This is a genomic window from Proluteimonas luteida, from assembly GCF_021191695.1.
GTDB lineage: Bacteria > Pseudomonadota > Gammaproteobacteria > Xanthomonadales > Xanthomonadaceae > Luteimonas > Luteimonas luteida.
On the sequence record NZ_JAIWPT010000018.1, the window covers coordinates 50,649 to 76,651 of the forward strand.

Consider the following 26,003-nt stretch of genomic DNA (forward strand, 5'->3'; position numbering starts at 1 on the left):
TGGGATCGTGACGGGACGCGCGCCGCCCCACAGGAGCGATCTCTGGCCGCGATCGGGGAGATGGGGCGGCCGCCTATGGCGCAGGCCGGCTCCGCTTGCGTGCCCGCGGCTTCGAGCGCGGTCTGGTACCGGCCGCCTGTGGCGTTTCCCCGCCCGCCAGCACGCCGGCGTCGTGCATCGTCTCCAGCCATGACAGCGTGTCGACGTAGGCCAGGAAGTGCTGCAGGTAGTCCGGCGACAGCGTGCGCATCAGGGCCAGCGACCGGTGCGCGAGTGCGCCGGAGTTCAGCGGGCCGGCGCCGGTCGGGGCCGGCGCCAGCGATTCGCGGACCTGGCTGCGGATGCGCAGCGTCGACCAGAGCGCGCGGAAGTCCTCGAGTGCGGGCAGCTCGGGATACGGCGACGGCGCTTCCGCATTCGTGGCAGCGACGCGCGCGCGCGCGGTCATGCCGTCGACCAGCGCGCCCAACGCGCCGCGTCGCGGGTCCGCGCTGCCTGCCGCGTCCGGTGCCCCCGGCAGGGCGGCTTTCGACCCGCCGTCGGCGCCCCGAGGCGGGTCGAGGCCCGCCCCGCGCGATGGGTCGCGGCGCGCGCGCGCGACATCGCGCGCATAGGCTTCGACCAGCGCACCGAGCCTTGCGTCCAGCGCGCGCCGCGCTTCGCCGTCGCGCCCGCCCGCGCGTCGGTGCAGCGCCGCGATCCGATGGAAGCGCAGCGGGTCCATGCGATCGGCGCCCTGCGCGCGCCAGCCGTCCAGCACCGCCGCGATGTCGGTGCCGTCAGCGAGCATCGATCTTGGCGGCGGACTGCCGCCGCGGCACCGGCGCCATCTCGACGCGCCGGTTCTGCGCGCGGCCCTCGGCGTCGTCGTTGGAGCCCACCGGCTGCTGGGCGCCGAACGCGGCCGCGAACACCGAGTCGGCGGGCACGCCCTCGGCGATCAGCGCGCGGGTGACGGTCAGCGCGCGCTGCGCCGACAGCTCCCAGTTGTCGGCGAAGCGGTTGCCGTCGCGGACCAGCCGGTCGTCGGTGAACCCGCTGACCATCAGGATCTCGTCGCGTGCGGCCAGGTATTCCGACAGCGGCCCGGCCAGGCTGCGCAGCAGCTCGCGGCCCTCGGGCTGCAGCTGGTCGGAGGCGAGCGCGAACAGCACGCTGCCGCGGATGCCGATGCGGCCGTCGACCAGGGTGATGCGGCCGGCGGCCAGCGGCGCCGCCAGCGCCTGTTCCAGGGTCTCGCGCCGGCGGGTCTCGGCCTCGCGCTGGGCGACCTCCTCGTCGAGCTTGAGTTCGAGCTGCAGCTGCACGCCGATCACGCCGACCAGGATCAGCACGAACGCGCCCAGCAGCACCGACATCAGGTCGCCGAACGCGGCCCAGACCGGCGCGGTCGAATCGGCGTCGCCGTCGAGTTCCACGCTCATGCCGCGTCGGCCTGCCGCCCGCCCAGCTGCTGCAGGTCCTCGATGATCTGCTTCTGCGCCAGCACGCTGAGGTCGACGACCTCGCGCGCCTGCGCCACGTAGTACGCCAGCTGCTCGTCGCTGCGCGCCAGCGATTTCTCCAGCGCGTCCTCGATGCCCTGCAGCCGCGCCGCCAGCCGGTCGTTGGAGTCGCCGAATACCGCGACCGCCGCGCCGAAGGCCTCGCCGAGGCTGGCCACGTCGACCGCGCCGGCCGTGAGCTGGGCGGCCACCCCGTCGAGCTTGCCGGTCTCGGCGGCGATGTGGTCGGTGAAGCGGGTGCCGACGCGCTCCAGCAGGTCCGCCGACGTCGCCACCAGCGCGTCGATCGCCGCGCGCTGCTCGGTCGAGGCGTGGTTGACGGCGCTGAGCAGCGTGTCGAGCGTCGACATCATCTGCGTGCGCTCCTCCAGCATCGCGGTGTCGCGGACCATGCTGTCGGACAGTGTCCGGCGCAGTTCGGCGATGACCTCGGCGGCGGCGCGCGGCGCTTCCGACGCCGCGTCCACGAGCCGCGAGATCTCGGCGATGGTGTCGCTGGCATGCGCCCGGGTCTGCGCTGCGATGGCATCGGCGGTGGTGGCCAGCGTTTCGCCGATCGCCTGCTGCTGGCGCGTGGTCTCGGCGCCGGCCTGCGCCCAGTCCTCGCGCAGCGCCGCGCCCATCGCGGCCAGGCTGTCGGTCCAGGCCGCCAGGCGCTGCCCGTCGCGTTCGGCCAGTGCCGCCTGCAGTTGCGCATGCGACTGGTCGACGCTGCGCAGCAGCGACGCGGATTGGCTCTCGAACGTCGCCGCGGCCGCCGCCAATGCCTGCTGTTGCTGGCGGCCGAACGCGTCGTTGGCCGCAGCCTGCTGCGACAGTGCCTGCTGCCAGGCGCCGGCGACGTGGCTGGCGGTCGCGTCGAGGCGGCTGGCGACGCCGTCGACCAGCGCGGCCGCACGCTGCTCGAAGGACGCGCCGAAGCCGTCCAGGGTGCCGCGCAGGTCGTCGGTCAGCGCCGCATGCGTCGCCTGCTGCGCGGCCAGTGCCTGCTGCCAGCGCTCGGCGACGGTTGCGGTGGACGCCTCGAAGCCGCGCGTAAGCGTCTGCAGCTGCCGCTCGACGGCGCTGCTCACGGTCTGCTGCAAGGCGTCGGCCTGCGTCGCGGTGGCATCCAGGCGTGCGCCGACCGCGTCCAGCAGCCCGCCCGCGCGTCGTTCGAAGCTCGCGTTGAAGGCATCGAGCGCGCCGCGCAAATTGCCGGCCAGGGTCTCGTTCGACGCGGTCTGCCCGTCCAGGGCCTGCTGCCAGCGCCCGGTCACGGTCGTGGTCGAGGCCTCGAAGCCTGCGGTCAGCGCCTGCAGCTGGCGGTCGACGGCATCGGCGACCGTGGCCTGCAGCGCCGCGGTCTCGCGCGCCAGCGCGGCCATCGTCGTCTCGAACACCGGCTGCAGCGCTGCGCTCGCGGCGCGCGCGCTCTCGGTGACGCTGGCCTGCAGCGTGCGTTCCACCGACGCGGCCAGCTGCGTGTAGGCGGCCTCGGTACGGCCGTGGAACGCGTCCTGGCGCGCGTCCAGCCGTTCGCCCGCGGCCAGGCTCTGCTGTTCGATCGTCGCCATCATCGCCTGCAGCCGTTCGACCAGCACCGGCATCACCTCGGTCTGCCGTTGCAGCAGGCGCAGAGTTTCCTCGCGCTGGTGCGCCTGCGAATGCACGCGCAGCACGGTCGCGGCGGCCGCGTCCAGCCGCTGCACCGCGCCTGTCCGTTCGCGCCGCAGCAGCGCCGACAGCAGGCCCAGCATCGCCGAGGTCGCGATGCCGGCGATCGACGTGCCGAACGCGAAGCCCAGGCCCTTGACCGGCGCGGCCAGCGAATCGCGGATCGCTTGCAGGTCGGTCGCCGTCTCCAGCGCCATGCCGGTGCCGCGCAGCATCAGCATCATGCCCAGCAGCGTGCCCAGCATGCCCAGCAGCACCAGCATGCCGACCAGGTACGGCGTCAGCGCCGGCACCGGCAGCGCGACACGCTCGCCCTCGATGCGCAGGCGCACCGCGTTGCGCAGGCTCGGGTCCAGCCGGTCCAGCCAGTCGTCGAGGGACGGCGGCGGTTCGGCCAGCATGTCGACGGCGCCCGCCAGCGTGGACGTGGCCTGCCGGTAGCGGTACAGCTCCAGACCGCCGGCGACATAACAGGCGCCGATCAGCAGCGTGACCGCGAGCGCCAGCGCGTTGGTGCCGGCATAGCCGACGGCGATCCAGCCAACCACGGCCAGGCCGAGCGCGAAGACGAGGGCGGGGACAACGGAGGAACTACGAAGACTTGAGGGCATGATGTACTGCGTCAATGGGCGCGAAGCGCTGCGAGCAGCCCTTCCACCGGTTGGAAACGGACATCCAGTTCGGCGAGCAGCACGCCCTGCATGTCCCTGCGAAAACCATCGAGCCAGGCCGCGGATGCGTCCGGACCCGCCTCGCCCGCGGCCGCCCGCAGCCGCTCGAAATGCGTCTCGAGCAGCGCCGGCACCGCCGCGAGCAGCGCATGCTCGCGCGGGCTCAATGCACCCTCCATGACCGCGTCCACTTCGGCCAGGCGTGCCATTTCCGCGGATTGCCGCGCAAGCCGGTCGCGCAGTTCCCCGCGCAGACGCCCCGTGGCCGCCAGCATCGACCGCTGCAGCGCCAGATGGCGTTGCCGGAACGGCGCGAAGTCGACCACGGCTTCCGCGCCATCGGGCGCCCCGTCTGCGGGCGTCGCGCCCTGCGGCTGCGGCACGGCCAGTTCCGGCGCACCGGCAATCGCGTCCAGCAATGCGCTACGCGCCCGCGCGCAGGCCCCGGCGGCGTCGCGATCCACAACCGGGCCCGTGTCGGGCCCGGGTTCGGACGCAGGCGCATCCAGCACCTTCGACAGCGCCACCGCCCGGGTCCAGTCGATCCACTGGCTCAGCCGGTCCGCCAGCGCCGGGCCGGACTGCGGCATGTCGGCGTCGGTCAGGCGGGCAAGCAGCCGGACGAACGTCGGTCCGCGGACGGCGGGGCGGATGGGAGCTTCCACGATACGGCGGGCCAAAAGACGGCCATTTTACAGGGTGGCGGAAGGCGGGGCCGATCTGGTGCAGGTGGCGTGTGATCCGGGCTGTCGGGCCAGGGGGCGATCCCGGGGACATGGGCTTGGCTCTTCGGGCATGGCTGTGCCGCACCTCTCGGTTGTGCGGGCGACTTGCCGGACGAAGGGGCGGCTGGCCGGATTCTTATGTTGAGCGGTATGCGGGCGGATGCTAGCGTCGGGAGCAGAGGTCATCCGGGGAGGATGGGTCGTGATTAGGCACACCAGTGATGCGGATGCAGGCCGGCTAGCCCGCTGGGGGGCGCCCGCCGCGTCAGATTGGGATTACACCCCTTTCTTGCACACCAGAATGTTGCCGAACAGGTTTTCTGATTAGCACGAACCTTCAGTTCCCTTCCCCCGCATGCGGGCATTGCGCCCTTCACGGGTGGAAGGTGCCCGAAGGGCGGATGGGGGGCGCATGTCGTGGCCAGTATTTGCCCTCACCCCAACCCTCTCCCGCATGCGGGAGAGGGGGCACGCAACTGAGCGTTAGTGCTAATCAGGACAGGTTTTAGGCGCTTTGGAGGTTGAACGTGATTTGGTGGTCAATTCCAATCGCAATTCTTGTCCTTAACGTCGTTGCCACTGCGGCGGTCTGTAGGAGCCACTACCCAACGATGCGGCACTTGGCATTTCAACTCGCCGTTGTTTGGCTTCTGCCAGTTTTCGGGGCTATCGGTCTGCTGCTGTTTGTGCGCAGCCAAAGCGCCTATGATCCAACCCGAGTCTTTGATCCGCTTTTCACGCCCGGCGACGGCAGCCAGCCACATCAAGGCTGGATTCCAACGCCATCTGACTTCACGGGACCAGGAGATGGCGGCTCAAGTGACTAGCGGCGCGCCCAACAATTCATTCAATCCGACGCCGCTTCGCGGCATGGCTTGACTCAGGCGTTAGCCCGCTCATGATCAAGCATGCTGCCATTCCAGATTATCTTTCTGGCCTGGATGCGCGACCCGATAATGAGTCTGTGCTAGACCATTCCGCAATGGGGCTATTTGCTCACAGGCTAGCCGCCGGGCAAGCCACGATTGTTGCCCGCCGCTTCCATTCCCCGGGTGGGGCGCTCACGACAGACGATGAGGTGTTTGAGAAGCTGACGGTCTGGTTCAAGAACTCACGACCGGAGTCAGGGGCTATCGCCATCGACAGTTCAGTGGTTGTGGTGTACGCAAAAGGTGGATCGGCGTGGTCTGAATCTGCCCATCATGGACTCGGATGCACGTCTCGGCCAGGTTGGCATCGGGATGCGCTTTGACGGCGACAGGCTCGCGGCAGTGAGTGCTGAGTTTTGCACGCAGTGCCGGCCATGGCGCCTGGTAATACATTCAAGCCGACGCCGCGTCTCGGCGGCTTAATTCAGGTGTTAGCGCCCATGCTCATTTCATTGCTATTTTTGGCTGCGTTTCAGGATCCGTTGGCAAGCGACCCGGGGAATGGGGACGCTCCACCTGGTATTTTGAGATCGGAGCCGGTCATCATCCCGCCAGACTTTTGCATCATGTACACGGACCGAGAAACAACCTGTGCTGCAGACGTGTCATTCGAGATTCTCACGGATGGAACGGTCTCAAATATCGAGATCAACCGCTCGTCCCGAGTATGGGAGTGTGACCATGCGGTTGCTAGTTCAGTTCGCAGCCGGGTCTATGAGTTGTCTGGCGGCTTCAAGGTGCACAGCGAGCTGGTACAAAGTCAGACTTGTAGAGCCCTGCTTGGGCGCTAACAATTCATCCAGGTCGACGTCGCTTGGCGGCGGGGCTTAGCTCGGGCATTAGGGTCCATGTCCAGTATCCGTGTGCTCACAGTTCTGATTGCGGCCTGCCTCATATGTGGCTGTAGTTCCTTGCGAGATTGGCGGATGCAAAAGGGTTTGGAACGGTCTCGCGCCGCTGCTCTTGCCAAGATTGATCAGGCGCAATGCAGAGCCGAGGGGGGCTTCATCCGTGGCGTTGGCATGTTTGGAACTTCAGCCTGCGTCAGGCCTTTTCCAGACGCAGGCAAGACTTGCTCCGATAAGTCGGATTGCCAAGGAACGTGCAAGGCGCCGGAGAATGCGGTTGTTGGTTCTCGCTCGACCGGCACCTGTCAAGTGGACACCCATGACATCTACGGCTGCTATGACAAGATTGAGAGAGGCACGGTGGTCGAGGGCTGGTGCCTTGACTAGCTTGGGTCCTGACAACTCATTCAAACCGACGCCACTTCGCGGCGCGGCCTAACTCAGGCGTTAGCGCTCATGAAATCTTTCCGCGTCTAGCAATGCATCCAAACCGACACCGCTTGGTGACGTCGAGCACATGGCAGGTACAGCTTGCCAGTGCTTGGCTCCACTGCGCGGTGTGGCCAAACCTGGGCGTTAGTCGCCTTTGGAGATCGTATGAACCTTGCGTGCCTGGTTCCAATGCAGCCGGTCAAGAGCATGCCGGAGAGTGTGGCTTTCTACGAGAAGCTCGGCTTCGTCGTTGAGGATCGAAAGGACGAATGGGGCTGGGCCAAGCTGCGTTGCGGCAACTGCCAGATCATGCTGGATCAATCCATCAATCTGCACGCGGGCATCCCGAGGATCTCTGTCCTCTACCTTTATCCAGAGGACATCGTGGACTTCCACCGGCGGGTTCGCGAAAACGGGTTGGACGTTCCCGACTTGGAGGATACCTTCTACGGCATGGTGGAGTTTCGCTTCGAAGACCCGGACGGGAACCGGCTCTGGGTCGGCCAAGAAGATGGCGCGCTGGGTGACGCCTAACAATCATTGAAGCTGCTGCCGATTCGCGGCGTGGCTTGATTTCGGCGTTAGACCTGCCATGAGAATAATCTGCAATTTGTTGGCTTTGTTTCTTGGTGCGCTGTTGCCGAGTCGATCCCGGCCTGTTCTTCCGAGCTTGTTCCTGCATCAATAGTTCTACCAAAGCTGCCGCCCAAGTTGCACAACGAGTTCTCTGGAGAAGCCCGGGTTTCGTTTGTCATTAGTCCAGCTGGTCGGGTGCAGTCACCCACCATCGTCTCAGCGGAGTGGCATCCTGTCGGTCGTGCCACCGGCCAACCCATCGGATACGACGAGGCCATTCTTTCCGCCGTTGCCCAGTGGCGTTATCCGCACAGACAGCATGCCTGTCACCATCAGGTTCCGATAGAGTTCCAGGCAGAGGAGGCCGGCAACACGGCTGGCAGGTCTGACAGTTCGTTCAAGCCGACGCCGATTCGCGGGTCGGATTAGTTCAGGGTCAGGCCGGCAGGGAATATTTCATGATCCGATTTCTGGTAATCGCAGCCGCAGCCGTACTGATCTTCGATGTTGCAGCCGCCTTGGCGGCGTGCGTCATTGGCTTTTCCTCCGGGCTTCGCGGCGCGACTCAAGTCCGGCGTTGGACATCACGGGAATCATTGCCATGACTCCACTATTCAGGAAACTCAATCTGAAAGATCAGCGATCCATTGTCGTTCTGAATGCTCCCGAGTCGTTCGAGCCGGAGCTCAGGGCGCTGGCTGATGCCGCGGTGAAGGTAAGTCGAAAGGTCGAGAAGGGCGCAGGTGTCGCTTTCGGCATCGCCTTTGTGATCACCCGGAAACAACTGGATGAGGCATCAGCAATCCTTGCTGCGGCAGCGGACGGCGACGCTGTTCTATGGATGGCATATCCGAAAGGTACGTCCAAACGCTACAAGTGCGAGTTCAACCGGGATGACGGGTGGAGCAGTCTCGGCCAGGCAGGATTTGAAGCTGTTCGCCAGGTGGCGATAGACGAGAATTGGTCCGCGCTGCGTTTTCGCCGTGTCGAATTCATCAAGTCGCTGACCAGAGCACCGGCGCGCGCGATGACACAAGCTGGAAAACTTCGGACCACCAAGTGATACCTGACGATTCCAGGCCGACGCCGCCTCGCGGCGCAGCTTGGCTCGGGCGCTGGGTGGCCCGCATGCATTGGCGAAGCCGCCTTGGCCCATGGCTTGAAGCATTTGCCGTCAGCGGGTCATGCCCCTGTCTCTCATGTTTCGTCGTTGCCTGCCTGAGTGGACGCGACACGCGCTGATGCAGGCCTGGACCTCGATGCGACCGGTGTCGTCCCGGTCGCGGTCGTTGGCTCCGCGCCGCTTCGCGGCAGCGCCATGGTCCGTCCGATCGGCCGGTGGCGGCGTGCTCAGCCGCGCGCGCCGCGCAGCCGCTCCAGCACGCCGTCGAGGGTGTCGAGATTGCTGTAGTGGATCACCAGCCGGCCCTTGTTGCCGCGGCCGTTGGCGATCGAGACGCGGGTGCCCAGCGATTCCGACAGTTCGTTCTCGAGCGAGGCGATGTCGGCCTGCGGCCGCGCGCGGCTGCGGGCGGTGGTACGTGCGTTGCCGCCCGGCACCTTGCCGGCGGCGAACTGCTGGGCGCGGTGTTCGACCTCGCGTACCGACCAGCCATGCTCGGCGGCGTCGGAGGCGAGCTTGCTGGCCAGTTCCGGCGACAGCGTCAGCAGCGCGCGGGCGTGGCCCATCTCCAGCCGGCGCGACTCGACCAGCGCGCGGATCGCCGGCGGCAGTTCCAGCAGCCGCAACAGGTTGGACACGGCGGCGCGCGACCGGCCCACGGCCTCGGCCGCCTGGGCGTGGGTCAGGTCGAACTCGTCGATCAGCCGCTGTAGCGCCTGCGCTTCCTCCAGCGGGTTGAGGTCCTCGCGCTGGATGTTCTCGATCAGCGCCATGGCGACGACCGTGCGGTCCTCGACGTTGCGCACGACCACCGGGATCTCGGCCAGCCCGGCCTGGCGCGCGGCGCGCCAGCGGCGTTCGCCGGCGATGATCTCGAAGGTGCGGTCGGGCAGCTGGCGCACCACGATCGGCTGGATCACGCCCTGTGCCTTGATCGACTCGGACAGCTCGGTCAGCTTGTCGGCGTCCCAGTGCTTGCGCGGCTGGTACTTGCCTGCGGTCAGCGCGTCGACCGGCAGCGTGCGCAGCGTGTCCTGCTCGGTGGCTTCCAGCACCGGCGCCTCGGCGGCGGCCTTGGGGCCGAGCAGCGCCTCCAGCCCGCGGCCGAGCCCGCGCTTCTTCGCCGGGGTCTTGGGCGTGCTCATGCCGGGATCTCCTTGTCGGTGGCGGGCTGCGCCGGTTTCGCGGCCTGGTCGCGCTCGCGCTGGCGGCGGACGATCTCGCCGGCCAGGCCGAGGTAGGCGATCGCGCCGCGCGAGCCCTTGTCGTAGCCGACGATGCTCTGGCCGTGGCTCGGCGCCTCGGCCAGGCGCACGTTGCGCGGCACGATGGTGCGGAACACCCTGTCGCCGAAGTGGTTGGTCAGTTCCGCGGACACCGCGTTGGCGAGGTTGTTGCGCACGTCGAACATGGTCCGCAGCACGCCTTCGATCTCCAGCGCGGGATTGAGGTGCTGTTTCAGCGCATCGATGGTCTGCAGCAGCGCGGTCAGGCCTTCCAGCGCGTAGTACTCGCACTGCATCGGCACCAGCACCGAGTCGGCGGCGGTCAGTGCGTTGAGGGTCAGCAGCGACAGCGCCGGCGGGCAGTCGATGATGATGTAGTCGTACCGGCCGCGCAGCGGTTCGAGCGCGCGCTTGAGGCGCTGCTCGCGGCCCTCGGCGTCCATCAGCTCGATCTCGGCCGCGGTCAGGTCGGTGTTGCCGGGGATCAGGTCGACCTCTTCCTCGGTCTGCACGAGGGCGTCGATCGCCGAGACCTCGCCCAGCAGCACGTCGCAGGTCGAGGCCGGTACCAGGGTCTTGTCGATGCCCAGGCCCATCGTCGCGTTGCCCTGCGAGTCCAGGTCGACCAGCAGCACGCGCAGCGGCGTGCGCGCCAGCGCCGCGGCCAGGTTGACGGCCGTCGTCGTCTTTCCGACGCCGCCTTTCTGGTTGGCGATGGCGATGATGCGGGCCATGGGCTCCGGAGGGTTCAGAAGGGAGCCGGCCGCCATTGACCGCGGCCGGACCGGGGATTATGCCCCCCGCGGGACGGTTGGGGTAACCGGGCCGCGCGTGGCGGACACCGGCCCGGCGCCGGTCAGGCCGTTGCGGCGGCCGCCGCGGACCCGGGCGGCTGCCTCGCCACCACGACCAGGTGCCGCTCGGCGTCCAGGCCGGGCACCGCCAGCGGATGAACGGCCTCGACCCGCCAGCCCGCGGGCAGCGCGGCGATCTCCTCGTCGGGGCGCACGCCCTTCATCGCCAGCAGCCGGCCGTCGGCGGCTGGCAGGTGGCCGCCGGCGGCCAGGATGTCGGGCAGCGTCGCCAGCGCGCGCGCGGTGATCGCGGCGAACGCGCCGGGCCGGTCGACGGCCTCGATCCGCGACTCGACCACCTCCGCGTTGTCCAGCTTCAGCGTCCGCACCGCCTCGCGCAGGAAGCGCGCCTTCTTGCCGTTGGACTCGACCAGGGTGACCCGCAGCGCCGGCAGCGCGATCGCCAGCGGGATGCCCGGCAGGCCGGGGCCGGTGCCGAGGTCGGCCAGCGTCGCCAGGCCGGCGGCGAAGGGCACCATCGCCAGCGAGTCGAGCAGGTGGCGGGTGACCATTTCGCGCGGGTCGCGGATCGCGGTCAGGTTGTAGGTGCGGTTCCAGCGCGCCAGCAGCGCGAGGTAGGCCAGCAGCGGGTCGGCCAGTGCCTCGTCCAGGCCCAGCGCGCGCAGGCCGGCGCTGAGTTCGGCGCGCAGCGCGGGATCGTCGGTTTCGCTCATGGCGGCATTGTAGAAGGCGCGCGCCGCGGTGCGGGCGCCGGCCCTTGGCGGGCAGGTCAGCCGCGGTGGGGCCGCCAGGCCAGCGTGGCGAGATAGCCGGGCATCGGCGTGAACGCGTGCAGGTGCCAGTCCTGCGGCGTGCCGAGTGCGGGATCGCAGGCGACCAGCCGCCAGACGTCGCCATCGGGCGCGAACGCCAGCCGGTGCAGGCCGAACGACAGGCCGTGGCCGTGGGCCTTGAGCACCGCTTCCTTGGCGCACCACAGGCGCACGAAGGCGTCCTCGGCCGTGGCCGTGGGCAGGCGCGCCAGCCAGGCGGCCTCGGACGGGGCGAAGAAGCGTTCGGCCAGCGCCATCGCCTTCGGGCGCGGGCGCAGCCATTCGATGTCCACGCCGACGTCGACGTCCTCGCCCAGCGCGACCAGCAGGCCGTCGCCGCTGTGGCTCCAGTTGGCGTCGAGGTGCGCGGGGCCGGCGCCGGGCCCGGCCAGCGCCAGCTGCGGCCGGCCGTGGGCATCGCGGCGCAGGTCGATGGCGGCGGGCGGCACGTGCAGCTGCCCGGCGAGCCAGGGACGGACCAGGGTCTCGGCACGCTGCCCGCGCCGGTAGTCGCGCCAGGCGCAGCGGACGGGGCCGGTGCGCAGGCTGTTGTCTTGGCTGAACATCCCGCACTTGGCATCGGACAGGGTGTCCAGCGTAAGCTAAAACGCTTGTTGCGGCGCCGGCACCGGTGCCGGGAGCGCGTGATCAGGGAGCAGCAGTTCGATGTCGGCAGTGATCAATGCACACAACCAACGGGCGGAACGGATGCTGCCGCTGGTCCTCGGCGACCCCGCGCGCGCGCTGGCGTTCGCCGGCGACGGGCAGGTGTCGCTGGCGACGTTCGTGGCCCACGTGCACGGCGTGGCCGCGCTGCTGCCCGACGTTGCGCATGCGATGAATCTGTGCGAGGACCGCTATCGGTTCCTGGTCGCGTTCTGCGCGGCCGCGGTGCGCGGACAGACCACGCTGCTGCCGCCGTCGCGGACCCGCGGGGCGATCGACGACGTGCGCGCGCGCCATCCCGACAGCTACTGCATCGGCGACCTCGACCATTGCGGCTGCGATGCGGTGGTGCCCGATGCCGACGCTGTGCCGCCGCCACACTATTTCCGCCTGCCCGACCTGCTGCCGCTGGGCGACGGTCCGATGCCGTGCCTGGATGCCGACGCCCTGGTCGCGATCGGCTTCACCTCCGGCAGCACCGGCACGCCGGGGGCGAACCCCAAGCGCTGGGGCAGCCTGCACACCAGCACCGCGCAGAACCTCGCGGCGCTGGCCGACCTGCTGGATGCGGCCGGTACCCCGGTCGTGGCGACGGTGCCGCCGCAGCACATGTACGGCATGGAGATGTCGGTGCTGCTGCCGCTGCTCGGCGAGATCGCGGTGCACGGCGGGCGTCCGTTCTTTCCCGAGGACATCGCCGCGGCGCTGCGCGATGCGGCCACGCCGGCGCTGCTGGTGACCACGCCGGTGCACCTGCGCACGCTGGTCGCGTCCGGCGTCGGCCTGCCGCCGCTGGCCGGCATCGTCACCGCGACCGCGCCGCTGCCGCAGCCGCTGGCCGCCGCCGCCGAGGCGCGCTTCGGCTGCGAGGTGCGCGAGCTGTTCGGTTCCACCGAGACCTGCATCTTCGCGTTCCGCCGCACCGCGGTCGACGCGGCATGGACGCCGTATCCCGGCGTGCACCTGCAGCCGGTGCCCGACGGCACGCTGGTGGCGGCGCCGCACCTGGCCGCGCCGATGATGCTGGCCGACGTCGTCGAGCTGACCGCGGACGGCCGCTTCCTGCTGCGCGGCCGCCAGGCCGACCTGATCGAGATCGCCGGCAAGCGCGCCTCGCTGGCCGATCTCACGCGCCGGCTGCTGGCGATCGACGGCGTCCGTGACGGCGTGGTCTGCCAATGCGACGCGGCCGACGGCTCCGGTGTCCGCCGCATCGCCGCGGTCATCGTCGCCGATGCCGCACTCGACGACGCGCGCCTGCTCGACGCGCTGCGCGTCGGCATCGACCCGGTGTTCCTGCCGCGCCGCATCCGCCGTGTCGATGCGCTGCCGCGCAACGAGACCGGCAAGCTGACGCGCGTCGCGCTCGACGCGCTGCTCGGCGGCGATGCTGACGTTTCCGTCACGCGCCCGGGCCAATGATGCGGCGAAGCTGAACGCGCGGATTCCTCCGCGGCCGTTCCCTCGCATCACGTCCAAACCGGAGTACCCACATGAACTTCCTCGTCTACCTGATCGTCGGCGGCATCGCCGGCTGGCTGGCCAGCATCCTGATGCGGACCAACGGACAGCAGGGCATCCTGCTCAACATCGTCGTCGGCATCGTCGGTGGCGTCATCGGCGGCTGGCTGTTGCCGACGCTGGGCCTGTCGCTGGGCGCGGGCTGGGTCGGTTTCCTGCTGACGGCGCTGATCGGCGCAGTCGTGCTGCTGGCGATCGTCAATCTGTTCCAGCGAGGCAGCGTGCGCTGAGAGGCGGCAGCTGCATGCGCACGAAGAAGGCCCGGTACTGCCGGGCCTTCTTCTGGTCTTCTCCAAAGTCGAAGATGGCCGATCCTGCGTAGGTCGGCCCCGCGCGGCCGACGTGCGCTGTCCGGGTTCGCGAGGTGTGGGGAGATCCGTCCGACGTGGGCTGACCGGGCGTCCTGGCGTCGGGGGCGTTGCCCCGACCTACGCCCGGGGAATTGGAGACGAACTTTTCCGGTGCGAAAGCCCGCCCTGCACGGCGCGCCGCTCAGCCGCCGAGCGCGACCCATGCCGGCGCGTGGTCGCTCGGCCGCTCCCAGGTCCGCGGCTCGCGGTCGATGCCGGCGGCGACGGTCTCGGCGCGCAGGGCGTCGGACACCAGGGTCAGGTCGATGCGCAGGCCCAGGTCGCGGCGGAACCCCGCCTGGCGGTAGTCCCACCAGCTGAAGACCCCGGCCTCGTCGTGATGCAGGCGGAACGCGTCGTGCAGGCCGAGCGCGAACAGGCGCTGCAGCGCGGCGCGCTCCGCGGTCGAGGTCAGGATGTGGTCGTCGTTCCACACCGCCGGGTCGTGCACGTCGCGCGCATCGGGCGCGATGTTGAAGTCGCCGAGCACGACCAGCCGCGGGTGCGCGTCGCGTTCGCGCGCGACCCAGTCGTGCACCGCATCGAGCCAGCGCAGCTTGTAGGCGTACTTGTCGGTGCCGACGTCCTGGCCGTTGACCACGTAGAGGTTGATCACGCGCACGCCGCCCACCGTCGCGGCGATGACGCGCTTCTGCTCGTCGTCGAAGCCGGGAATGCCGACCTGCACGTCGTCGAGCGCGTGCCCGCGCGCCAGCAGCGCCACGCCGTTGTAGGTCTTCTGTCCGGAGAACACGCTGCGGTAGCCCAGCGCGGCCAGCGCCGTGTCGGGAAAGCGCGCGTCGTCGAGCTTGGTCTCCTGGATGCCGACGATGTCCGGTTGCGCCTCGCCCAGCCACTGTTCCAGATGCGGCAGGCGCACGTTGAGCGAATTGACGTTCCAGCTGGCGATCTTCATCCACAGGCTCCGGTGCGGGCGGCTGCCGATTGTAGACGCGGCGTCACCGCGCCGGCGGGATCGTCCGCAGGCGACGCCGGGGCATCAGCGGGCGATGAAATCGACCAGCCTGCGGACCCGCGCGTACGGCGGCTTCAGCAGATCGCTGGCGGCGAGTCGCGACTGCCACAGCACCGGCAGCGCCTTGGTCATCGCGTCGAAGCCGGCGCGGCCGTGGTAGGCGCCCATGCCGCTGGGGCCGATGCCGCCGAACGGCAGGCCGGTGGCGGCGAAGTGCAGCAGGGTGTCGTTGACGGTGACGCCGCCGGCAAGCGTGGCCTGCAGGATGGACTCGACCTGCGCGCGGTCGTGGCTGAAGGGGTACAGTGCCAGTGGCCGGTCGCGGGCGTTGACGAAGGCGATCGCCTCGTCGAGCGAACCGTAGGAGAGCACCGGCAGGATCGGGCCGAAGATCTCCTCGCCCATCACCGCCGCGTCGTCGCCGGGCTCGATCACCAGCGTCGGCGCCAGCAGGCCGTCGCCGTGCAGGTCCAGCAGCGGCAGCACGGTCAGGCCGCGTCCGCCCGCGTCGTCGAGCAGGCCCCGCAGCCGCGCGCGCTGGGCCGGGTTGATGATGTGCGCGAGGTCCTGCGCCGCGTCGCCCTGGTAGCGCGCCCGCACCTCGCGGCGGATCGCCTCGACCAGCGCATCGCGGCGCGCGGCGTCGATCAGCACGTAGTCGGGCGCGATGCAGGTCTGGCCGGCGTTGAACAGCTTGCCGGTGACCAGCCGCGCGGCGGCCTTGTCCAGCGGGTAGTCCGGACAGACGATCGCCGGCGACTTGCCGCCCAGTTCCAGCGTCAGCGGGGTCAGGTGCGGGGCCGCGGCGGCCATGACCTTGCGGCCGACTGCGGTCGAGCCGGTGAACACCAGGTGGTCGAACGGCAGCGCGGCGAACGTGGCGCCGACATCGGCGTCGCCCAGGGCCACGGCGACGCGCTCGACCGGAAACACCTCGGCCAGCAGCGAGTGCAGGAATTCGCTGGTGCGCGGGGTGTGCTCGGACGGCTTGAGATAGACGTGGTTGCCGGCGGCGATCGCGGTCGCCAGCGGGATCAGGGCGAGGTTGACCGGGTAGTTCCACGGTGCGATGACCCCGACCACGCCGACCGGCACCCGCCGCAGCTGCGCGCGTGCCGGCCACAGCCGCCAGCCCACGCCGACGCGCTGCGGGCGCATCCAGCCGCGCAGGTGGCGGCGCAGGCGGTCGATCTCGCCGAGCACGGTCATGCCGTCGGCCAGCAGGGTCTCGGCGCGCGGGCGGTGGCCGAAATCGGCCGAGACCACCGCCGCCATCTCGTCGAGACGGCGACGCAGCGCATCCCGCAGCCGGGCGAGGTCGTTGCGCCGCTGGACCGCGTCCGGCCGCGCCGCCTGCCAGTGCGTGCGCAGCCGCGCCAGGGTCGGCGCCAGCGCGTCGAGCGGGGTGCTGTCGCAATCCATGGCGTGCAGTGTAGCGCCGCATGGCGCATGCCAACGGCAGGCGGCAGCAGGCATACTTGGGCGATGAACCTGCGTCCCTATCGAGACACCGCGCCGCAACTCGGCGAGCGCGTGTACGTGGACCCGGCGGCGACCGTGATCGGCGACGTCGCGCTGGCCGACGACGTGTCGGTATGGCCGGCGACGGTGATCCGTGGCGATGTCAACCACGTGCGCATCGGCGCACGCACCAGCGTGCAGGACGGCACCGTGATCCACGTCAGCCACGACGGGCCGCACGCGAAGCTCGGCGGTTTCGCCACGGTCATCGGCAGCGACGTGACCATCGGCCACAAGGCGATCCTGCATGCCTGCACGATCGAGGACGCGGTACTGGTGGGCATGGGCGCGATCGTGCTCGACGGCGCGGTGGTGAAGCGGCACGCGATGGTCGCCGCCGGCGCACTGGTGGCGCCGGGCAAGGTGGTCGGCGAGGGCGAGCTGTGGGTCGGCAATCCGGCGCGCTGCGTGCGCCGCCTCAGCGAGGCGCAGATCGAGGGGCTGTACTACAGCGCCGGGCATTACGTGCGGCTCAAGGACGAATATCTCGCCGCCATGGCGGGGTGACGGCGGCAATGGCCGGCGATCGCCGGCAGGGGATGCGGAGCACGATGCGGGAGCGGACACGCAAGGCGGCAGCAACGGGCGGACCACGTGCGATGGCGTGCGTGGCCGGATCCGCCTGATGCTCGATACCGTCCGCGAGGTGCACACGCCCGAGGGCGTCGCGCTGCAGCTGCCGGCCGCGGGCCCGGTGCCGCGCGCGGTCGCGTGGCTGATCGACCTGCTGCTGCGCGGGGCGATCTTGACCGTGGGTGCGGTCGTGCTGGGCATGGTCGGACGCTTCGGATCGGGGCTGAACCTGATCCTGGTGTTCGTCATCGTCTGGGCCTATCCGGTGGTGTTCGAGGCGCGGTTCGGCGGCCAGACGCCCGGCAAGCGCGCGATGTCGCTGCGCGTGGTCGCGGCCGACGGCGCGCCGATCGGCTGGATGGCCAGCTTAGTGCGCAACCTGATGCGCACCGTCGACATGCTGCCGTTCGGCTACGGGGCCGGGCTGGTGGCCAGCTTCGCCGACCCGTGGAGCCGGCGGCTGGGCGACATGGTTGCCGGTACGCTGGTGATCCACGCCCCGCGCGAGCGGATCCGGCTGCAGGCGCTGGAAGTCGTCGCGCAGGCGCCGGCGGTGCCGCTGCGGGCGCAGGAACAGGCCGCGGTCATCGCCTTCGCCGAGCGCGCGCATACGCTGACCCCGGAGCGCCAGCAGGAGCTGGCCGACCTCGTCGCGCCGGTGACCCATGCGCGCGGCGAACGCGGCGTGGCGCGGCTGCTGGGCATCGCCAACTGGCTGCTGGGCCGGCGCGCGTGAGGCAGGAGACCTTCATCGCCCGGCATGCGGCCGAATGGGACGCGTTCGAGGCCTGGCTCGACGCGCGCGGCGGCAGTCCGCGGCGCGCGCGCGCCACCCGCGGCTGGACCGGCATCGCCGACGAGGACGTGCCGGCGCGCTACCGGCGCATCTGCCAGCAGCTGGCGCTGGCGCGGCGGCGCGGCTACAGCCCGCAGGTCACCGCGCGGCTGCAGGCGCTGATGCAGGCCGGCCACAACGTGCTCTACCGCCCGCCGCCGCCGCCGTGGCGGCGCGCGCTGTGGTTCCTGCTGGCGGATTTCCCGCGGCTGGTACGCGCGCAGCGCGGTTGCCTGTGGGCCTCGCTGGCGCTGTTCGCGCTGCCGATGGTGGCTTTCTACGTGGCCGTGCTGCAGTGGCCGGACATCGTCCACAGCGTGTTCCAGCCGCAGCAGCTGGCCGAGTTCGAGGCGATGTACGACCCGGCGGCGGCCGACGTGGCCTTCAACCGCGACAGCCAGTCGGACATGCAGATGTTCGGCTTCTACATCTGGAACAACGTCAGCATCGGCTTCCGCACCTTCGCCAGCGGCCTGCTCGCGGGCATCGGCACCGCGGTGGTGCTGGTGTCGAACGGGATGATCTTCGGCGTGGTAGCCGGCCACTTGCAGGAGATCGGCCACGGCGGACCGTTCTGGCGCTTCGTCGTCGGCCATTCGGCGCCGGAGCTGAGCGCGATCGTCATCGCCGGCGCGGCCGGGCTGCGGCTGGGGCTGGCGCTGGTCGCGCCGGGGCGGATGCGGCGCATCGACGCGCTGATCGCCGCCGGGCGGGTCGGCGGGAAGCTGTGTCTGGGCATCCTGGCGATGCTGGTGTTCGCCGCGTTCGTCGAGGCGTTCTGGTCGTCGACCGGTTCGATCCCCGACCCGGTGAAGTTCGGCGTCGGCGGCGGACTGTGGCTGCTGACCCTGCTGTGGCTGTGGCGCGGCGGCCGCGGAGACGTGCATGCGCGTTGACACCGTGCAGGTCGAGCTGCGCCCGCGTTCGCCGTGGGAGGCCATGGAGCTGGGCAATGCCCTGGTGCGCCGGCATGCGGCGGCGATCTGGGTCCCGTGGCTGCTGCTGGGGTTGCCGGTGTTCGTCGCGGTCGCCGCGCTGGGCTGGTCGCTGGACCGGCTCGGCCTGGCGGCGCTGCTGCTGCTGTGGATCAAGCCGGTGCTGGACCGGATTCCGCTGTTCGTGCTGTCGCGCGCGGTGTTCGGCGAGGCGCCGGGCTGGCGGCGGACGCTGGCCGCGCAGCTGCGCTGGGGCTGGCGGCCGCTGCTCGGCCACCTGACGTGGCGGCGGCTGAGCCCGTGGCGTGCGGTGACGCTGCCGGTCGACCTGCTCGAAGGCATCCATGGCCCGCAGCTGAAGATGCGCCGGCGCGTGCTGGTCGAAGGCATCGGCGGCCACGTGCTGCTGCTGACCGCGATCTGCCTGCTGTTCACCGCGGTGCTGCTGCTGTCGCTGCTGCTGCTGGTGTTCCTGTTCGTGCCCAACGAGCTGCTGTCGGAGTCGGCGCGTGCGGCGTGGACGCTGGCCACGCAGAACCCGCCGCGCTGGGCGCAGCTGCTGCTCGTCCTCGCGCTGTGGATCGCGGTCGGGGTGGTCGAGCCGTTCTTCGTGGCCGCCGGCTTCGGCCTGTACCTCAACCGGCGCACGCAGCTGGAGGCCTGGGACCTGGAGATCGCGTTCCGGCGCCTGCGCGCGCGCATCGTCCCGGCCGGTGCCGCGCTTGCGGCGCTGCTGGCCTGCGGCCTGCTGCTGTCGGCGCCCGTGCCCGCACCGGCGCAGGAACGCGCCGACGTGGCACCGACCAAGACCTGGAGCCACGACCGGCAGGCGCGCGACAGCGGCGCGGACGCCGGCATCGCCACCGCGACCCTGCCGCGCGTGTTCGAGGACGCGGTCGTCGACAGCGGCGCGTTCGTCGATGCGGTCGACACCGCCTATGCCGACCCGCTGCTCAGCCCGAAGCGCACCGAGGTCGGCTGGCAGAAGCGCGACCCGGCGACGCCGCGGCCACGCGACACCTTGCCGGACTTCGGCGGCCTGCAGTGGCTGATCGTGCTGCTGTCGACGATCGCCGAGTACGGCCTGTGGCTGGTGCTCGGCGTGCTGGTCGCGGCGCTGGCGCTGACCGCCAGGCGCTGGTGGCCGTGGATGCGCGCCGGCCTGCGCGGACCGGTGCGCGAGGACCGGGAGATCGGCGTTTCCGAGGCTGCGGTTCCCGAACCGCTGCCCGCGGACCTGCCCACTGCGGTACGCCGCCTGTGGCGGGAAGGCCGCCAGCGCGATGCGCTTGCCCTGCTGTACCGCGGCAGCGTCGAGGCGATGGCCGCGCGCGCCGGCGCGACGCTGGTGCCGGGCGCGACCGAGGCCGAATGCCTGCGGATATCGCGGCGCATGCCCGAGGCCGCCGACCGCGCCGCGTTCGCCAGCGTGGTGCGGGTGTGGCAGCGCGCGGCCTACGCCCGGCGCCTGCCCGGCGACGCCGAGTTCGACGCGCTGCTGGACGTGCTGGGCCCGCGTTTCGGCTCGACCGGCAGCGGCCCGGCCGGCGCCGGAGGGGCCGGCTGATGCTGCGGCGCATCGGCCTGATCGTGCTGGGCATGCTGCTGGTCGCGCTGTTCGTGGCGTGGTGGCTGCATACCTACGAGCGCGTCGAGCGCGAGGTCGACCTGCCGCCGCGCGGCGAGGCCGGCTACAACCCGCTGTACGCACTGAAGCTGGCGTTGCGCGCCGATGGCATCGACGCCGTGTCGCGCCAGCGGCTGCGGCTCGGTGACGGCGACGGCGTCCCCGCTGATGGCCGCCCCGGCGCGGGAGCGCTGGGCGATCGCGACACCGTGCTGCTGCTCGGCGACCCGCGGACCCTGCCGGCGGCCGAGGTGGCGCCGCTGCTGGCGTGGGTCGGGCGCGGCGGCCATCTGGTGGTGCGCACGCCGCCGCCGCGCGCGCGCGCCACCACGCTGCGGGACTGGGAACTGCTGCCGCAGCTCGGTATCGAGGTCGAACCCGGCAGCGCGCGCTGCGAGGGCATGCAGGTCGAGGACCAGCCGCCGCACGTCGAGTTCTGCCACGGCCAGCGCTTCTTCGCCGACGACCCGCAGCTGATCTGGGGCGACTACGACGCCGGCCTGGTGTTCGCGCGGCTGGCGCGCGGCGCCGGCAGCGTCGACGTGCTCGCCGATCTCGACTTCCTCGAGAACGCCCAGCTGCGCGAACCGGCCCACGCGACGCTGGCGCGGCAGGTGCTGGCGCCCAACTACGGCGCCGGCCGCGTGCACCTGATCTACGCCGCCAGCGTGCCGCCGCTGTGGCAGCTGCTGCTGACCCGCGGCTGGATGGCCTGGGGACCGCTGCTGCTGGCCCTGCTGGCGTGGCTGTGGATGCGCACCCGGCGCTTCGGTCCGCTGCTGCCGACGCCGCAGCCGGCGCGGCGCGCGCTGCTCGAACACGTCCAGGCCGCCGGCGAACACCTGCTGCGCTACGGTCGTGGCGCGCAGCTGCATGCCGCGGTGCGCGACGCCTTCCTGGCGCGACTGCGCCGGCGCGACCCGTTCGCCGCCGCGCTCGAAGGCGATGCCCGGGCCGAAGCCATCGCCGTGCGCCTGGGCATGTCGCCGGCGGATGTCCGCCAGGCGCTGCAGTCCCCCGCTTCCGATGACGCCGGCGGCCTGCGCCAGCGCATCGCCCGATTGATCCAGATGAGGAACAACCTGTGAGGACGAACCCGATGAGGACGCAACCGATGAGCGCGCGACCATGACCGAACTGCCCGTCGCCCCGCCCGAGCCGGTCACCGGCGAGGCCCTCGCCGCACGCGTCGCCGCCGTGCGCGACGAAGTGTCCAAGGCCTTCATCGGCCAGCCCGAGGTGCTGGACCAGATCCTCGTCGCCCTGCTGGCCGGCGGCCACGTGCTGATCGAGGGCGTGCCCGGCCTCGGCAAGACCCTGCTGGTGCGCGCGCTGTCGTCGGTGCTCGGCTGCGGCTTCGCGCGCGTGCAGTTCACCCCCGACCTGATGCCCAGCGACGTCAGCGGCCACGCGGTGTGGGACACCAGGAGCGAGACCTTCGTCGTCCGCCGCGGCCCGATCTTCACCAACCTGCTGCTGGCCGACGAGATCAACCGCGCGCCGGCCAAGACCCAGTCGGCGCTGCTCGAGGCGATGCAGGAACAGCAGGTCACGATCGAGGGCCACAGCTTCGAGCTGCCGCCGCCGTTCATGACCCTGGCCACGCAGAACCCGGTCGAGCAGGAAGGCACCTATCCGCTGCCCGAGGCGCAGCTCGACCGCTTCCTGCTGAAGGTGCTGATCGACTATCCGGCGCATGCCGACGAGGTGGCGATGGTCACCGCGATCAGCGGCGGCAAGGTCGCGGCGGACTTCGACCTGTCGCAGCTGGCGTCGGTGCTGCAGCCGGGCGAGATCGTCGCGCTGCAGCAGGGCACCGCGGCGACGGTGGTCGATGCCGCGGTCGTCGACTACGCGGTGCGGATCGTCGCGGCGACGCGCAAGTGGCCGGGCATCGCGCTGGGCGCCGGTCCGCGCGGCAGCCTCGCGCTGGTGCGCGCGGCGCGTGCGCAGGCGGTGCTGTCGGGCCGCGATTTCGTCACCCCCGACGACATCCGCGAGATCGCGCCGCCCGCGCTGCGCCACCGCATCGCGCTGGCCCCGGAGTTGCAGATCGAGGGCCAGAGCGCCGACCAGGTGCTGCAGGCGCTGCTGGCACGGGTCGACGCGCCGCGGAAATGACGACGTTGCTCGCCGCCGGAAACCCACGCCGATGAGGCCGTCCGTGCCGCTGATCGTCGCGCTGGTGCTGTGGGCGCTGGCCGGTATCGCCGCGTCGCTGTGGCCGGTCGCGATCCTGCCGTGGCAGGGATTCGGCGCGTTGCTGCTGACCCTGTCGATCGTCGATCTGGCGGTGCTGGTGCGGCGGCCGACGCCGTCGGTGACGCGGCTCGCGCCGGAGGCCTGGTCGATCGGCATCGCCCGCGACGTCGAACTGCGGATCGGCGGCAGCCGCGCGCAGCGGCTCGACGTGCACGACCTGCATCCGCCGCACTGGACGATGGAGGGCCTGCCGCGGCGGCTGCGGCTGGCGCCGGACACCGTCGCGCACGTGGCCTATACCCTGCGGCCGACGCTGCGCGGCGAGGCCCGGTTCGCCGGCGTGCAGCTGCGCCTGCTGTCGCCGCTGGGGCTGTGGCGGCAGCAGCGCGAGGTCGAGCTGCCGCAGCGCGTGCGCGTGTTCCCGAACTTCGCGCCGCTGACCCGGCTGGCGCTGCTCGGCACCGACCAGGCCTCGCGGCTGGTCGGCGCACACATCAAGCGCCGCCGCGGCGAGGGCACCGACTTCCACCAGATGCGCGAGTACCGCATCGGCGACAGCCTGCGCCAGATCGACTGGAAGGCCAGCTCGCGTGCACGCAAGCTCATTTCCCGTGAATACCAGGACGAGAAGAACCAGCAGCTGGTGGTCGTGCTCGACACCGGCCGGCGCATGCTGGCGCAGGACGACGCGCTGGCGCATTTCGACCACGCCCTGGATGCCGCGCTGGTGGTGTCGTATCTGGCGTTGCGCCAGGGCGACGCCGTCGGCCTGTTCGCGACCGGCGGCGACACCCGCTGGATGGCACCGCAGCGCGGCATGGGCGCGATCGACACGCTGTTGCGGGTCAGCTACGACCTGCAGCCGCAGCCGGTCGCGACCGACTACCTGGCCGCGGCCACCGAACTGTCGCTGCGCCAGCGCCGGCGCGGCCTGCTGATGCTGGTGACCAACCTCGGCGACGAGGACATCGAGGACGTGCTGGCCGCGGTGCGCATGCTGCAGCGCCGGCACCTGGTGATCGTGGCCTCGCTGCGTGAGCGCGCCCTCGACGACGTCCTCGACGCGCCGGTCCACGACCATGCCGATGCCGTGCGCGCCGGCGCGACCGCGCGCTACCTCGCCCAGCGCAAGGCCGCCCACGACGCCCTGCGCAACCACCGCGTCATGGTGCTCGACGTCACCGGCGCCGAGCTGCCGGCCGCGCTGGTGGAGCGCTACCTGGCGGTGAAGCGGGACGGGTTGCTGTAGGCGGCGGGAACCCGCGCCGCGGCCGGCGGCCGCGATCGATTGCCGCCGGCCCGCAGGCCGCTGCCGGTCAGAAGTTCACGAGGAAGGCCAGGCGCAGGCGCTCGAGCCAGTCGTTCGGATCGTTGGCTCCGGCGTGCGCGGCGCCGTAGGGCCGGTAGTGGTACCAGTAGGCGCTGATCATCGTCCTGGGCATCGGCACGTAATCGACGGTCAGGCTGTGCAGCCGGTAGTTGGTGGCGATGCCGATGTTGTCGTGCGAGAAGGCGGCCAGCACCGCGTCGGCCTGGGTGGCCGAATAGCCGTACGCGACGCGCCAGTCGCGCGCCGCCGAGGCCTTGCCGACGATCAGGTCGACGCCGTAGCCGGTGTCGTCGCCGGTCGCCGCGCCGAGGTTGCGGACGTAGTCGCCGACCAGCCGCACCGGCCATTGCGTTCCCAGGCCGGCGTAGTTCACGCCGAACAGCAGGTTGGCCAGATGGAAATCCGAGCGGAAGCTGCCGTCGGGATTGCGCAGGTTGCTGCGGAAATCGCCGGCGTCGGCGCCGGCGGTGCTGCCGAGGTCGTAGTGGTAATAGGCGCCGTGGACATCGAACTTCCAGTGGCCGCGCGCCGGCGATTCGTAGCCCAGCTGCGCCCCGAGCATGGTGCTGTCGGGTCCGGCGGCCTGTTCGTCGACGATGAATGCCAGCGCATTGGCGCGCAGCGCGCCGCCGCCGTCCAGCGGCCTGCGCCAGGTCGCGCCGAGGCCCTGCGGGTTCACGTCGCCGTCCCAGACCAGGTCGGTGCGCACGAACGGCTGCGGGAACTTGCCGCCGAAGAGGGTCAGCTGGTCGAAGCCGAGCTGGACGTAGGCCATGTCGAGGCTGACGTCCAGGTCGTCGAGCCAGTTCGACAGCTGCACGTCGGTGCTGTTGGGGTCGTCGCTGTCGCCCGTGGCCAGGCGCGCACCGATGGTGACCCGGTCGTTGACCGCGAAGGTCGCGCCCAGGCGCCCGCGCAGCTGGGCGCTGGCGCGGTTCCTGCCGTCGTCGTCCGACCAGTCGCCCTGGCCGCGGACGCGCAGGTCGCCGGAGATCCTGAGCCGATCGGCCGGGCCCGCGCCGGGGGACACGCCGGCGACAGGCAACGCCGCGCCCGCGCTTGCGGGTGCCGGCACCGCGGCCGACGCGGGCGGCGTCGCGGCCAGCGGTTGTGCGGCCGGCGGGGCGGCCGCCAGGGTCGTTCCCGCCGCCCGGTCGAGCGCGGCTTCGAGGCGTTCGATCCTGCGATCGCGCTCGGCCTGTTCGGCCTTCAGCGCCGCCAGTTCGGCGCGCAGCGCAACGAGGTCGTCCGGTGCGGGATCCTGCGCGTGGGCGGGAACGAGCCCGGCGCCGAGCAGCGCCAGCGCGAGCGTGGCATGCGGCAGCAGGGCGATGCGGGATTCGATGCGGTCGTGAGACATGGACGTGGCCTGCGACGGGGAGCGTTGAGGGGGCGGCAACGGCGTTGCCGGGGAAGTGGAACGTTCAGCATTCGATGACGTTGACGGCGAGTCCGCCGCGCGAGGTTTCCTTGTACTTGTCGCGCATGTCGCGTCCGGTGTCGCGCATGGTGCGGATGACCTTGTCGAGGCTGACCTTGTGCTTGCCGTCGCCGCGGAAGGCCATGCGCGAGGCGTTGATTGCCTTGACCGCGCCCATCGCGTTGCGCTCGATGCAGGGGATCTGCACCAGCCCGCCGATCGGGTCGCAGGTCAGGCCGAGGTTGTGCTCCATGCCGATCTCGGCCGCGTTCTCGATCTGGCCGGGCGTGCCGCCGAGGGCGGCGGTCAGGCCGGCGGCGGCCATCGAGCAGGCCACGCCGACCTCGCCCTGGCAGCCGACCTCGGCGCCGGAGATGCTGGCGTTCTCCTTGTAGAGGATGCCCACGGCAGCGGCGGTCAGCAGGAAGTCGAACACGCCCTGTTCGCCGGCGTTCGGGCAGAAGCGGTCGTAGTAGTGCAGCACCGCCGGCAGGATGCCGGCCGCGCCGTTGGTCGGCGCGGTGACGACGCGGCCGCCGGCGGCGTTCTCCTCGTTGACCGCCAGCGCGTAGAGGTTGACCCAGTCGAGCACGGTCAGCGGGTCGCGCATGCCGGCCTCGGGCTTGGACGACAGCTCGGCGTGCAGCGCCGGCGCGCGCCGGGTCACGTGCAGGCCGCCGGGCAGGGTGCCGGTCTGGCGGATGCCGCGCGCCACGCACGACTGCATCG

Annotated in this window: 24 protein-coding genes; 11 read left to right on the top strand and 13 right to left on the bottom strand. The window is 70.9% G+C overall.

What is annotated here, in order from left to right; translation table 11 throughout:
* Positions 1–73: 73 nt before the first annotated feature.
* The 5 genes from LDO26_RS14935 to LDO26_RS14955 all read right to left on the bottom strand — a co-directional run bounded on the left by LDO26_RS14935 (position 74) and on the right by LDO26_RS14955 (position 5,321).
* Positions 74–790, bottom strand: coding sequence for a DUF2894 domain-containing protein (locus tag LDO26_RS14935; protein ID WP_232131889.1), 717 nt, complete (start codon positions 788–790; stop codon positions 74–76).
* Positions 780–1,424 carry an OmpA family protein gene (locus LDO26_RS14940; protein WP_232131890.1) on the bottom strand — a complete coding sequence of 215 codons (645 nt, stop codon included), beginning with the start codon at positions 1,422–1,424 and terminating at the stop codon, positions 780–782. Before LDO26_RS14940 ends, LDO26_RS14935 begins: the two co-directional genes overlap by 11 nt.
* Positions 1,421–3,772 (bottom strand): DUF802 domain-containing protein, encoded by a 2,352-nt coding sequence (locus tag LDO26_RS14945; protein WP_232131891.1) that lies wholly within the window; start codon positions 3,770–3,772, stop codon positions 1,421–1,423. Before LDO26_RS14945 ends, LDO26_RS14940 begins: the two co-directional genes overlap by 4 nt.
* 11 nt (positions 3,773–3,783) lie before the next feature.
* Positions 3,784–4,512 (bottom strand): DUF3348 domain-containing protein, encoded by a 729-nt coding sequence (locus LDO26_RS14950; protein WP_255682258.1) that lies wholly within the window; start codon positions 4,510–4,512, stop codon positions 3,784–3,786.
* A gap of 584 nt (positions 4,513–5,096) precedes the next feature.
* The gene (locus LDO26_RS14955) at positions 5,097–5,321 is read right to left on the bottom strand and encodes a hypothetical protein (RefSeq protein ID WP_232131892.1); all 225 of its coding nucleotides are present in this window, start codon (positions 5,319–5,321) and stop codon (positions 5,097–5,099) included.
* 1,610 nt (positions 5,322–6,931) lie between these two features.
* Between LDO26_RS14955 and LDO26_RS14960 the strand changes: the two genes are divergently transcribed.
* The gene (locus tag LDO26_RS14960; RefSeq protein ID WP_232131893.1) at positions 6,932–7,300 is read left to right on the top strand and encodes a VOC family protein; all 369 of its coding nucleotides are present in this window, start codon (positions 6,932–6,934) and stop codon (positions 7,298–7,300) included.
* A gap of 643 nt (positions 7,301–7,943) precedes the next feature.
* Positions 7,944–8,405 carry a hypothetical protein gene (locus LDO26_RS14965; protein ID WP_232131894.1) on the top strand — a complete coding sequence of 154 codons (462 nt, stop codon included), beginning with the start codon at positions 7,944–7,946 and terminating at the stop codon, positions 8,403–8,405.
* Positions 8,406–8,692: 287 nt separating this feature from the next.
* Here LDO26_RS14965 and LDO26_RS14970 read toward each other — a convergent pair whose 3' ends face one another.
* The 4 genes from LDO26_RS14970 to LDO26_RS14985 all read right to left on the bottom strand — a co-directional run bounded on the left by LDO26_RS14970 (position 8,693) and on the right by LDO26_RS14985 (position 11,884).
* On the bottom strand, positions 8,693–9,610 hold the full coding sequence (locus LDO26_RS14970) for a ParB/RepB/Spo0J family partition protein (protein ID WP_232131895.1): 918 nt from the start codon (positions 9,608–9,610) through the stop codon (positions 8,693–8,695).
* Positions 9,607–10,425, bottom strand: a complete 819-nt coding sequence (locus LDO26_RS14975) for a ParA family protein (protein WP_232131896.1) — start codon at positions 10,423–10,425, stop codon at positions 9,607–9,609. The genes LDO26_RS14970 and LDO26_RS14975 overlap by 4 nt, the downstream gene beginning before the upstream one ends.
* A gap of 122 nt (positions 10,426–10,547) precedes the next feature.
* Complete coding sequence (gene rsmG / locus LDO26_RS14980) at positions 10,548–11,219, bottom strand: 16S rRNA (guanine(527)-N(7))-methyltransferase RsmG (protein ID WP_232131897.1); 672 nt, start codon at positions 11,217–11,219, stop codon at positions 10,548–10,550.
* A gap of 56 nt (positions 11,220–11,275) precedes the next feature.
* Entirely contained in the window at positions 11,276–11,884 is a 609-nt protein-coding gene (locus tag LDO26_RS14985; RefSeq protein WP_232131898.1) for a 4'-phosphopantetheinyl transferase family protein, read from the bottom strand.
* Between the two features lie 142 nt (positions 11,885–12,026).
* On the opposite strand from LDO26_RS14985, the gene LDO26_RS14990 reads away from it, so the two are divergent.
* A complete protein-coding gene (locus LDO26_RS14990) occupies positions 12,027–13,406 on the top strand; it encodes an AMP-binding protein (RefSeq protein ID WP_232131899.1) in 1,380 nt (459 codons plus the stop codon).
* Between the two features lie 71 nt (positions 13,407–13,477).
* Complete coding sequence (locus LDO26_RS14995) at positions 13,478–13,735, top strand: GlsB/YeaQ/YmgE family stress response membrane protein (protein ID WP_232131900.1); 258 nt, start codon at positions 13,478–13,480, stop codon at positions 13,733–13,735.
* A 262-nt stretch (positions 13,736–13,997) separates the two neighbouring features.
* Here LDO26_RS14995 and xth read toward each other — a convergent pair whose 3' ends face one another.
* Positions 13,998–14,771, bottom strand: a complete 774-nt coding sequence (gene xth, locus LDO26_RS15000) for an exodeoxyribonuclease III (protein WP_232131901.1) — start codon at positions 14,769–14,771, stop codon at positions 13,998–14,000.
* Between the two features lie 84 nt (positions 14,772–14,855).
* Positions 14,856–16,253 (bottom strand): aldehyde dehydrogenase family protein, encoded by a 1,398-nt coding sequence (locus tag LDO26_RS15005; protein ID WP_232131902.1) that lies wholly within the window; start codon positions 16,251–16,253, stop codon positions 14,856–14,858.
* A gap of 63 nt (positions 16,254–16,316) precedes the next feature.
* On the opposite strand from LDO26_RS15005, the gene LDO26_RS15010 reads away from it, so the two are divergent.
* The 7 genes from LDO26_RS15010 (at position 16,317) to LDO26_RS15040 (ending at position 23,773) form a co-directional block, all read left to right on the top strand.
* Positions 16,317–16,859: a gamma carbonic anhydrase family protein gene (locus tag LDO26_RS15010; protein WP_232131903.1), complete on the top strand. Its 543-nt coding sequence runs from the start codon at positions 16,317–16,319 to the stop codon at positions 16,857–16,859.
* A 118-nt stretch (positions 16,860–16,977) separates the two neighbouring features.
* Complete coding sequence (locus tag LDO26_RS15015; protein ID WP_232131904.1) at positions 16,978–17,661, top strand: RDD family protein; 684 nt, start codon at positions 16,978–16,980, stop codon at positions 17,659–17,661.
* Complete coding sequence (locus LDO26_RS15020) at positions 17,658–18,656, top strand: stage II sporulation protein M (protein ID WP_232131905.1); 999 nt, start codon at positions 17,658–17,660, stop codon at positions 18,654–18,656. Before LDO26_RS15015 ends, LDO26_RS15020 begins: the two co-directional genes overlap by 4 nt.
* A complete protein-coding gene (locus LDO26_RS15025; RefSeq protein ID WP_232131906.1) occupies positions 18,646–20,262 on the top strand; it encodes a DUF4129 domain-containing protein in 1,617 nt (538 codons plus the stop codon). The genes LDO26_RS15020 and LDO26_RS15025 overlap by 11 nt, the downstream gene beginning before the upstream one ends.
* Positions 20,262–21,410 carry a DUF4350 domain-containing protein gene (locus tag LDO26_RS15030; protein WP_232131907.1) on the top strand — a complete coding sequence of 383 codons (1,149 nt, stop codon included), beginning with the start codon at positions 20,262–20,264 and terminating at the stop codon, positions 21,408–21,410. The genes LDO26_RS15025 and LDO26_RS15030 overlap by 1 nt, the downstream gene beginning before the upstream one ends.
* Positions 21,411–21,450: 40 nt before the next feature.
* Positions 21,451–22,443, top strand: coding sequence for an AAA family ATPase (locus tag LDO26_RS15035; RefSeq protein ID WP_232131908.1), 993 nt, complete (start codon positions 21,451–21,453; stop codon positions 22,441–22,443).
* 31 nt (positions 22,444–22,474) lie between these two features.
* The gene (locus LDO26_RS15040; protein ID WP_232131909.1) at positions 22,475–23,773 is read left to right on the top strand and encodes a DUF58 domain-containing protein; all 1,299 of its coding nucleotides are present in this window, start codon (positions 22,475–22,477) and stop codon (positions 23,771–23,773) included.
* 67 nt (positions 23,774–23,840) lie between these two features.
* On the opposite strand, the gene LDO26_RS15045 is transcribed toward LDO26_RS15040, so the two are convergent.
* Both LDO26_RS15045 and LDO26_RS15050 read right to left on the bottom strand, forming a co-directional pair.
* The gene (locus LDO26_RS15045) at positions 23,841–25,214 is read right to left on the bottom strand and encodes a putative porin (RefSeq protein WP_232131910.1); all 1,374 of its coding nucleotides are present in this window, start codon (positions 25,212–25,214) and stop codon (positions 23,841–23,843) included.
* A gap of 64 nt (positions 25,215–25,278) precedes the next feature.
* On the bottom strand, positions 25,279–26,003 hold a 725-nt coding region (locus LDO26_RS15050; protein ID WP_232129935.1), incomplete at its 5' end, for an L-serine ammonia-lyase.

What these genes read in the sequence shown, in the direction of transcription:
- LDO26_RS15025 (WP_232131906.1), top strand. Translation starts at nt 18,646, where the DNA reads ATGCGCGTTGACACCGTGCAGGTCGAGCTGCGCCCGCGTTCGCCGTGG.
- LDO26_RS14945 (WP_232131891.1), bottom strand. Translation starts at nt 3,772, where the DNA reads ATGCCCTCAAGTCTTCGTAGTTCCTCCGTTGTCCCCGCCCTCGTCTTC.
- LDO26_RS14935 (WP_232131889.1), bottom strand. Translation starts at nt 790, where the DNA reads ATGCTCGCTGACGGCACCGACATCGCGGCGGTGCTGGACGGCTGGCGC.
- LDO26_RS15010 (WP_232131903.1), top strand. Translation starts at nt 16,317, where the DNA reads ATGAACCTGCGTCCCTATCGAGACACCGCGCCGCAACTCGGCGAGCGC.
- LDO26_RS14970 (WP_232131895.1), bottom strand. Translation starts at nt 9,610, where the DNA reads ATGAGCACGCCCAAGACCCCGGCGAAGAAGCGCGGGCTCGGCCGCGGG.
- LDO26_RS14985 (WP_232131898.1), bottom strand. Translation starts at nt 11,884, where the DNA reads ATGTTCAGCCAAGACAACAGCCTGCGCACCGGCCCCGTCCGCTGCGCC.
- LDO26_RS15005 (WP_232131902.1), bottom strand. Translation starts at nt 16,253, where the DNA reads ATGGATTGCGACAGCACCCCGCTCGACGCGCTGGCGCCGACCCTGGCG.
- LDO26_RS15040 (WP_232131909.1), top strand. Translation starts at nt 22,475, where the DNA reads ATGAGGCCGTCCGTGCCGCTGATCGTCGCGCTGGTGCTGTGGGCGCTG.
- LDO26_RS14955 (WP_232131892.1), bottom strand. Translation starts at nt 5,321, where the DNA reads ATGTGGCTGGCTGCCGTCGCCGGGCGTGAAAAGCGGATCAAAGACTCG.
- LDO26_RS14990 (WP_232131899.1), top strand. Translation starts at nt 12,027, where the DNA reads ATGCTGCCGCTGGTCCTCGGCGACCCCGCGCGCGCGCTGGCGTTCGCC.
- LDO26_RS14975 (WP_232131896.1), bottom strand. Translation starts at nt 10,425, where the DNA reads ATGGCCCGCATCATCGCCATCGCCAACCAGAAAGGCGGCGTCGGAAAG.
- LDO26_RS14995 (WP_232131900.1), top strand. Translation starts at nt 13,478, where the DNA reads ATGAACTTCCTCGTCTACCTGATCGTCGGCGGCATCGCCGGCTGGCTG.
- LDO26_RS14940 (WP_232131890.1), bottom strand. Translation starts at nt 1,424, where the DNA reads ATGAGCGTGGAACTCGACGGCGACGCCGATTCGACCGCGCCGGTCTGG.
- LDO26_RS14960 (WP_232131893.1), top strand. Translation starts at nt 6,932, where the DNA reads ATGAACCTTGCGTGCCTGGTTCCAATGCAGCCGGTCAAGAGCATGCCG.
- LDO26_RS15015 (WP_232131904.1), top strand. Translation starts at nt 16,978, where the DNA reads ATGCTCGATACCGTCCGCGAGGTGCACACGCCCGAGGGCGTCGCGCTG.
- xth (WP_232131901.1), bottom strand. Translation starts at nt 14,771, where the DNA reads ATGAAGATCGCCAGCTGGAACGTCAATTCGCTCAACGTGCGCCTGCCG.
- LDO26_RS15045 (WP_232131910.1), bottom strand. Translation starts at nt 25,214, where the DNA reads ATGTCTCACGACCGCATCGAATCCCGCATCGCCCTGCTGCCGCATGCC.
- rsmG (WP_232131897.1), bottom strand. Translation starts at nt 11,219, where the DNA reads ATGAGCGAAACCGACGATCCCGCGCTGCGCGCCGAACTCAGCGCCGGC.
- LDO26_RS15030 (WP_232131907.1), top strand. Translation starts at nt 20,262, where the DNA reads ATGCTGCGGCGCATCGGCCTGATCGTGCTGGGCATGCTGCTGGTCGCG.
- LDO26_RS15035 (WP_232131908.1), top strand. Translation starts at nt 21,451, where the DNA reads ATGACCGAACTGCCCGTCGCCCCGCCCGAGCCGGTCACCGGCGAGGCC.
- LDO26_RS14965 (WP_232131894.1), top strand. Translation starts at nt 7,944, where the DNA reads ATGACTCCACTATTCAGGAAACTCAATCTGAAAGATCAGCGATCCATT.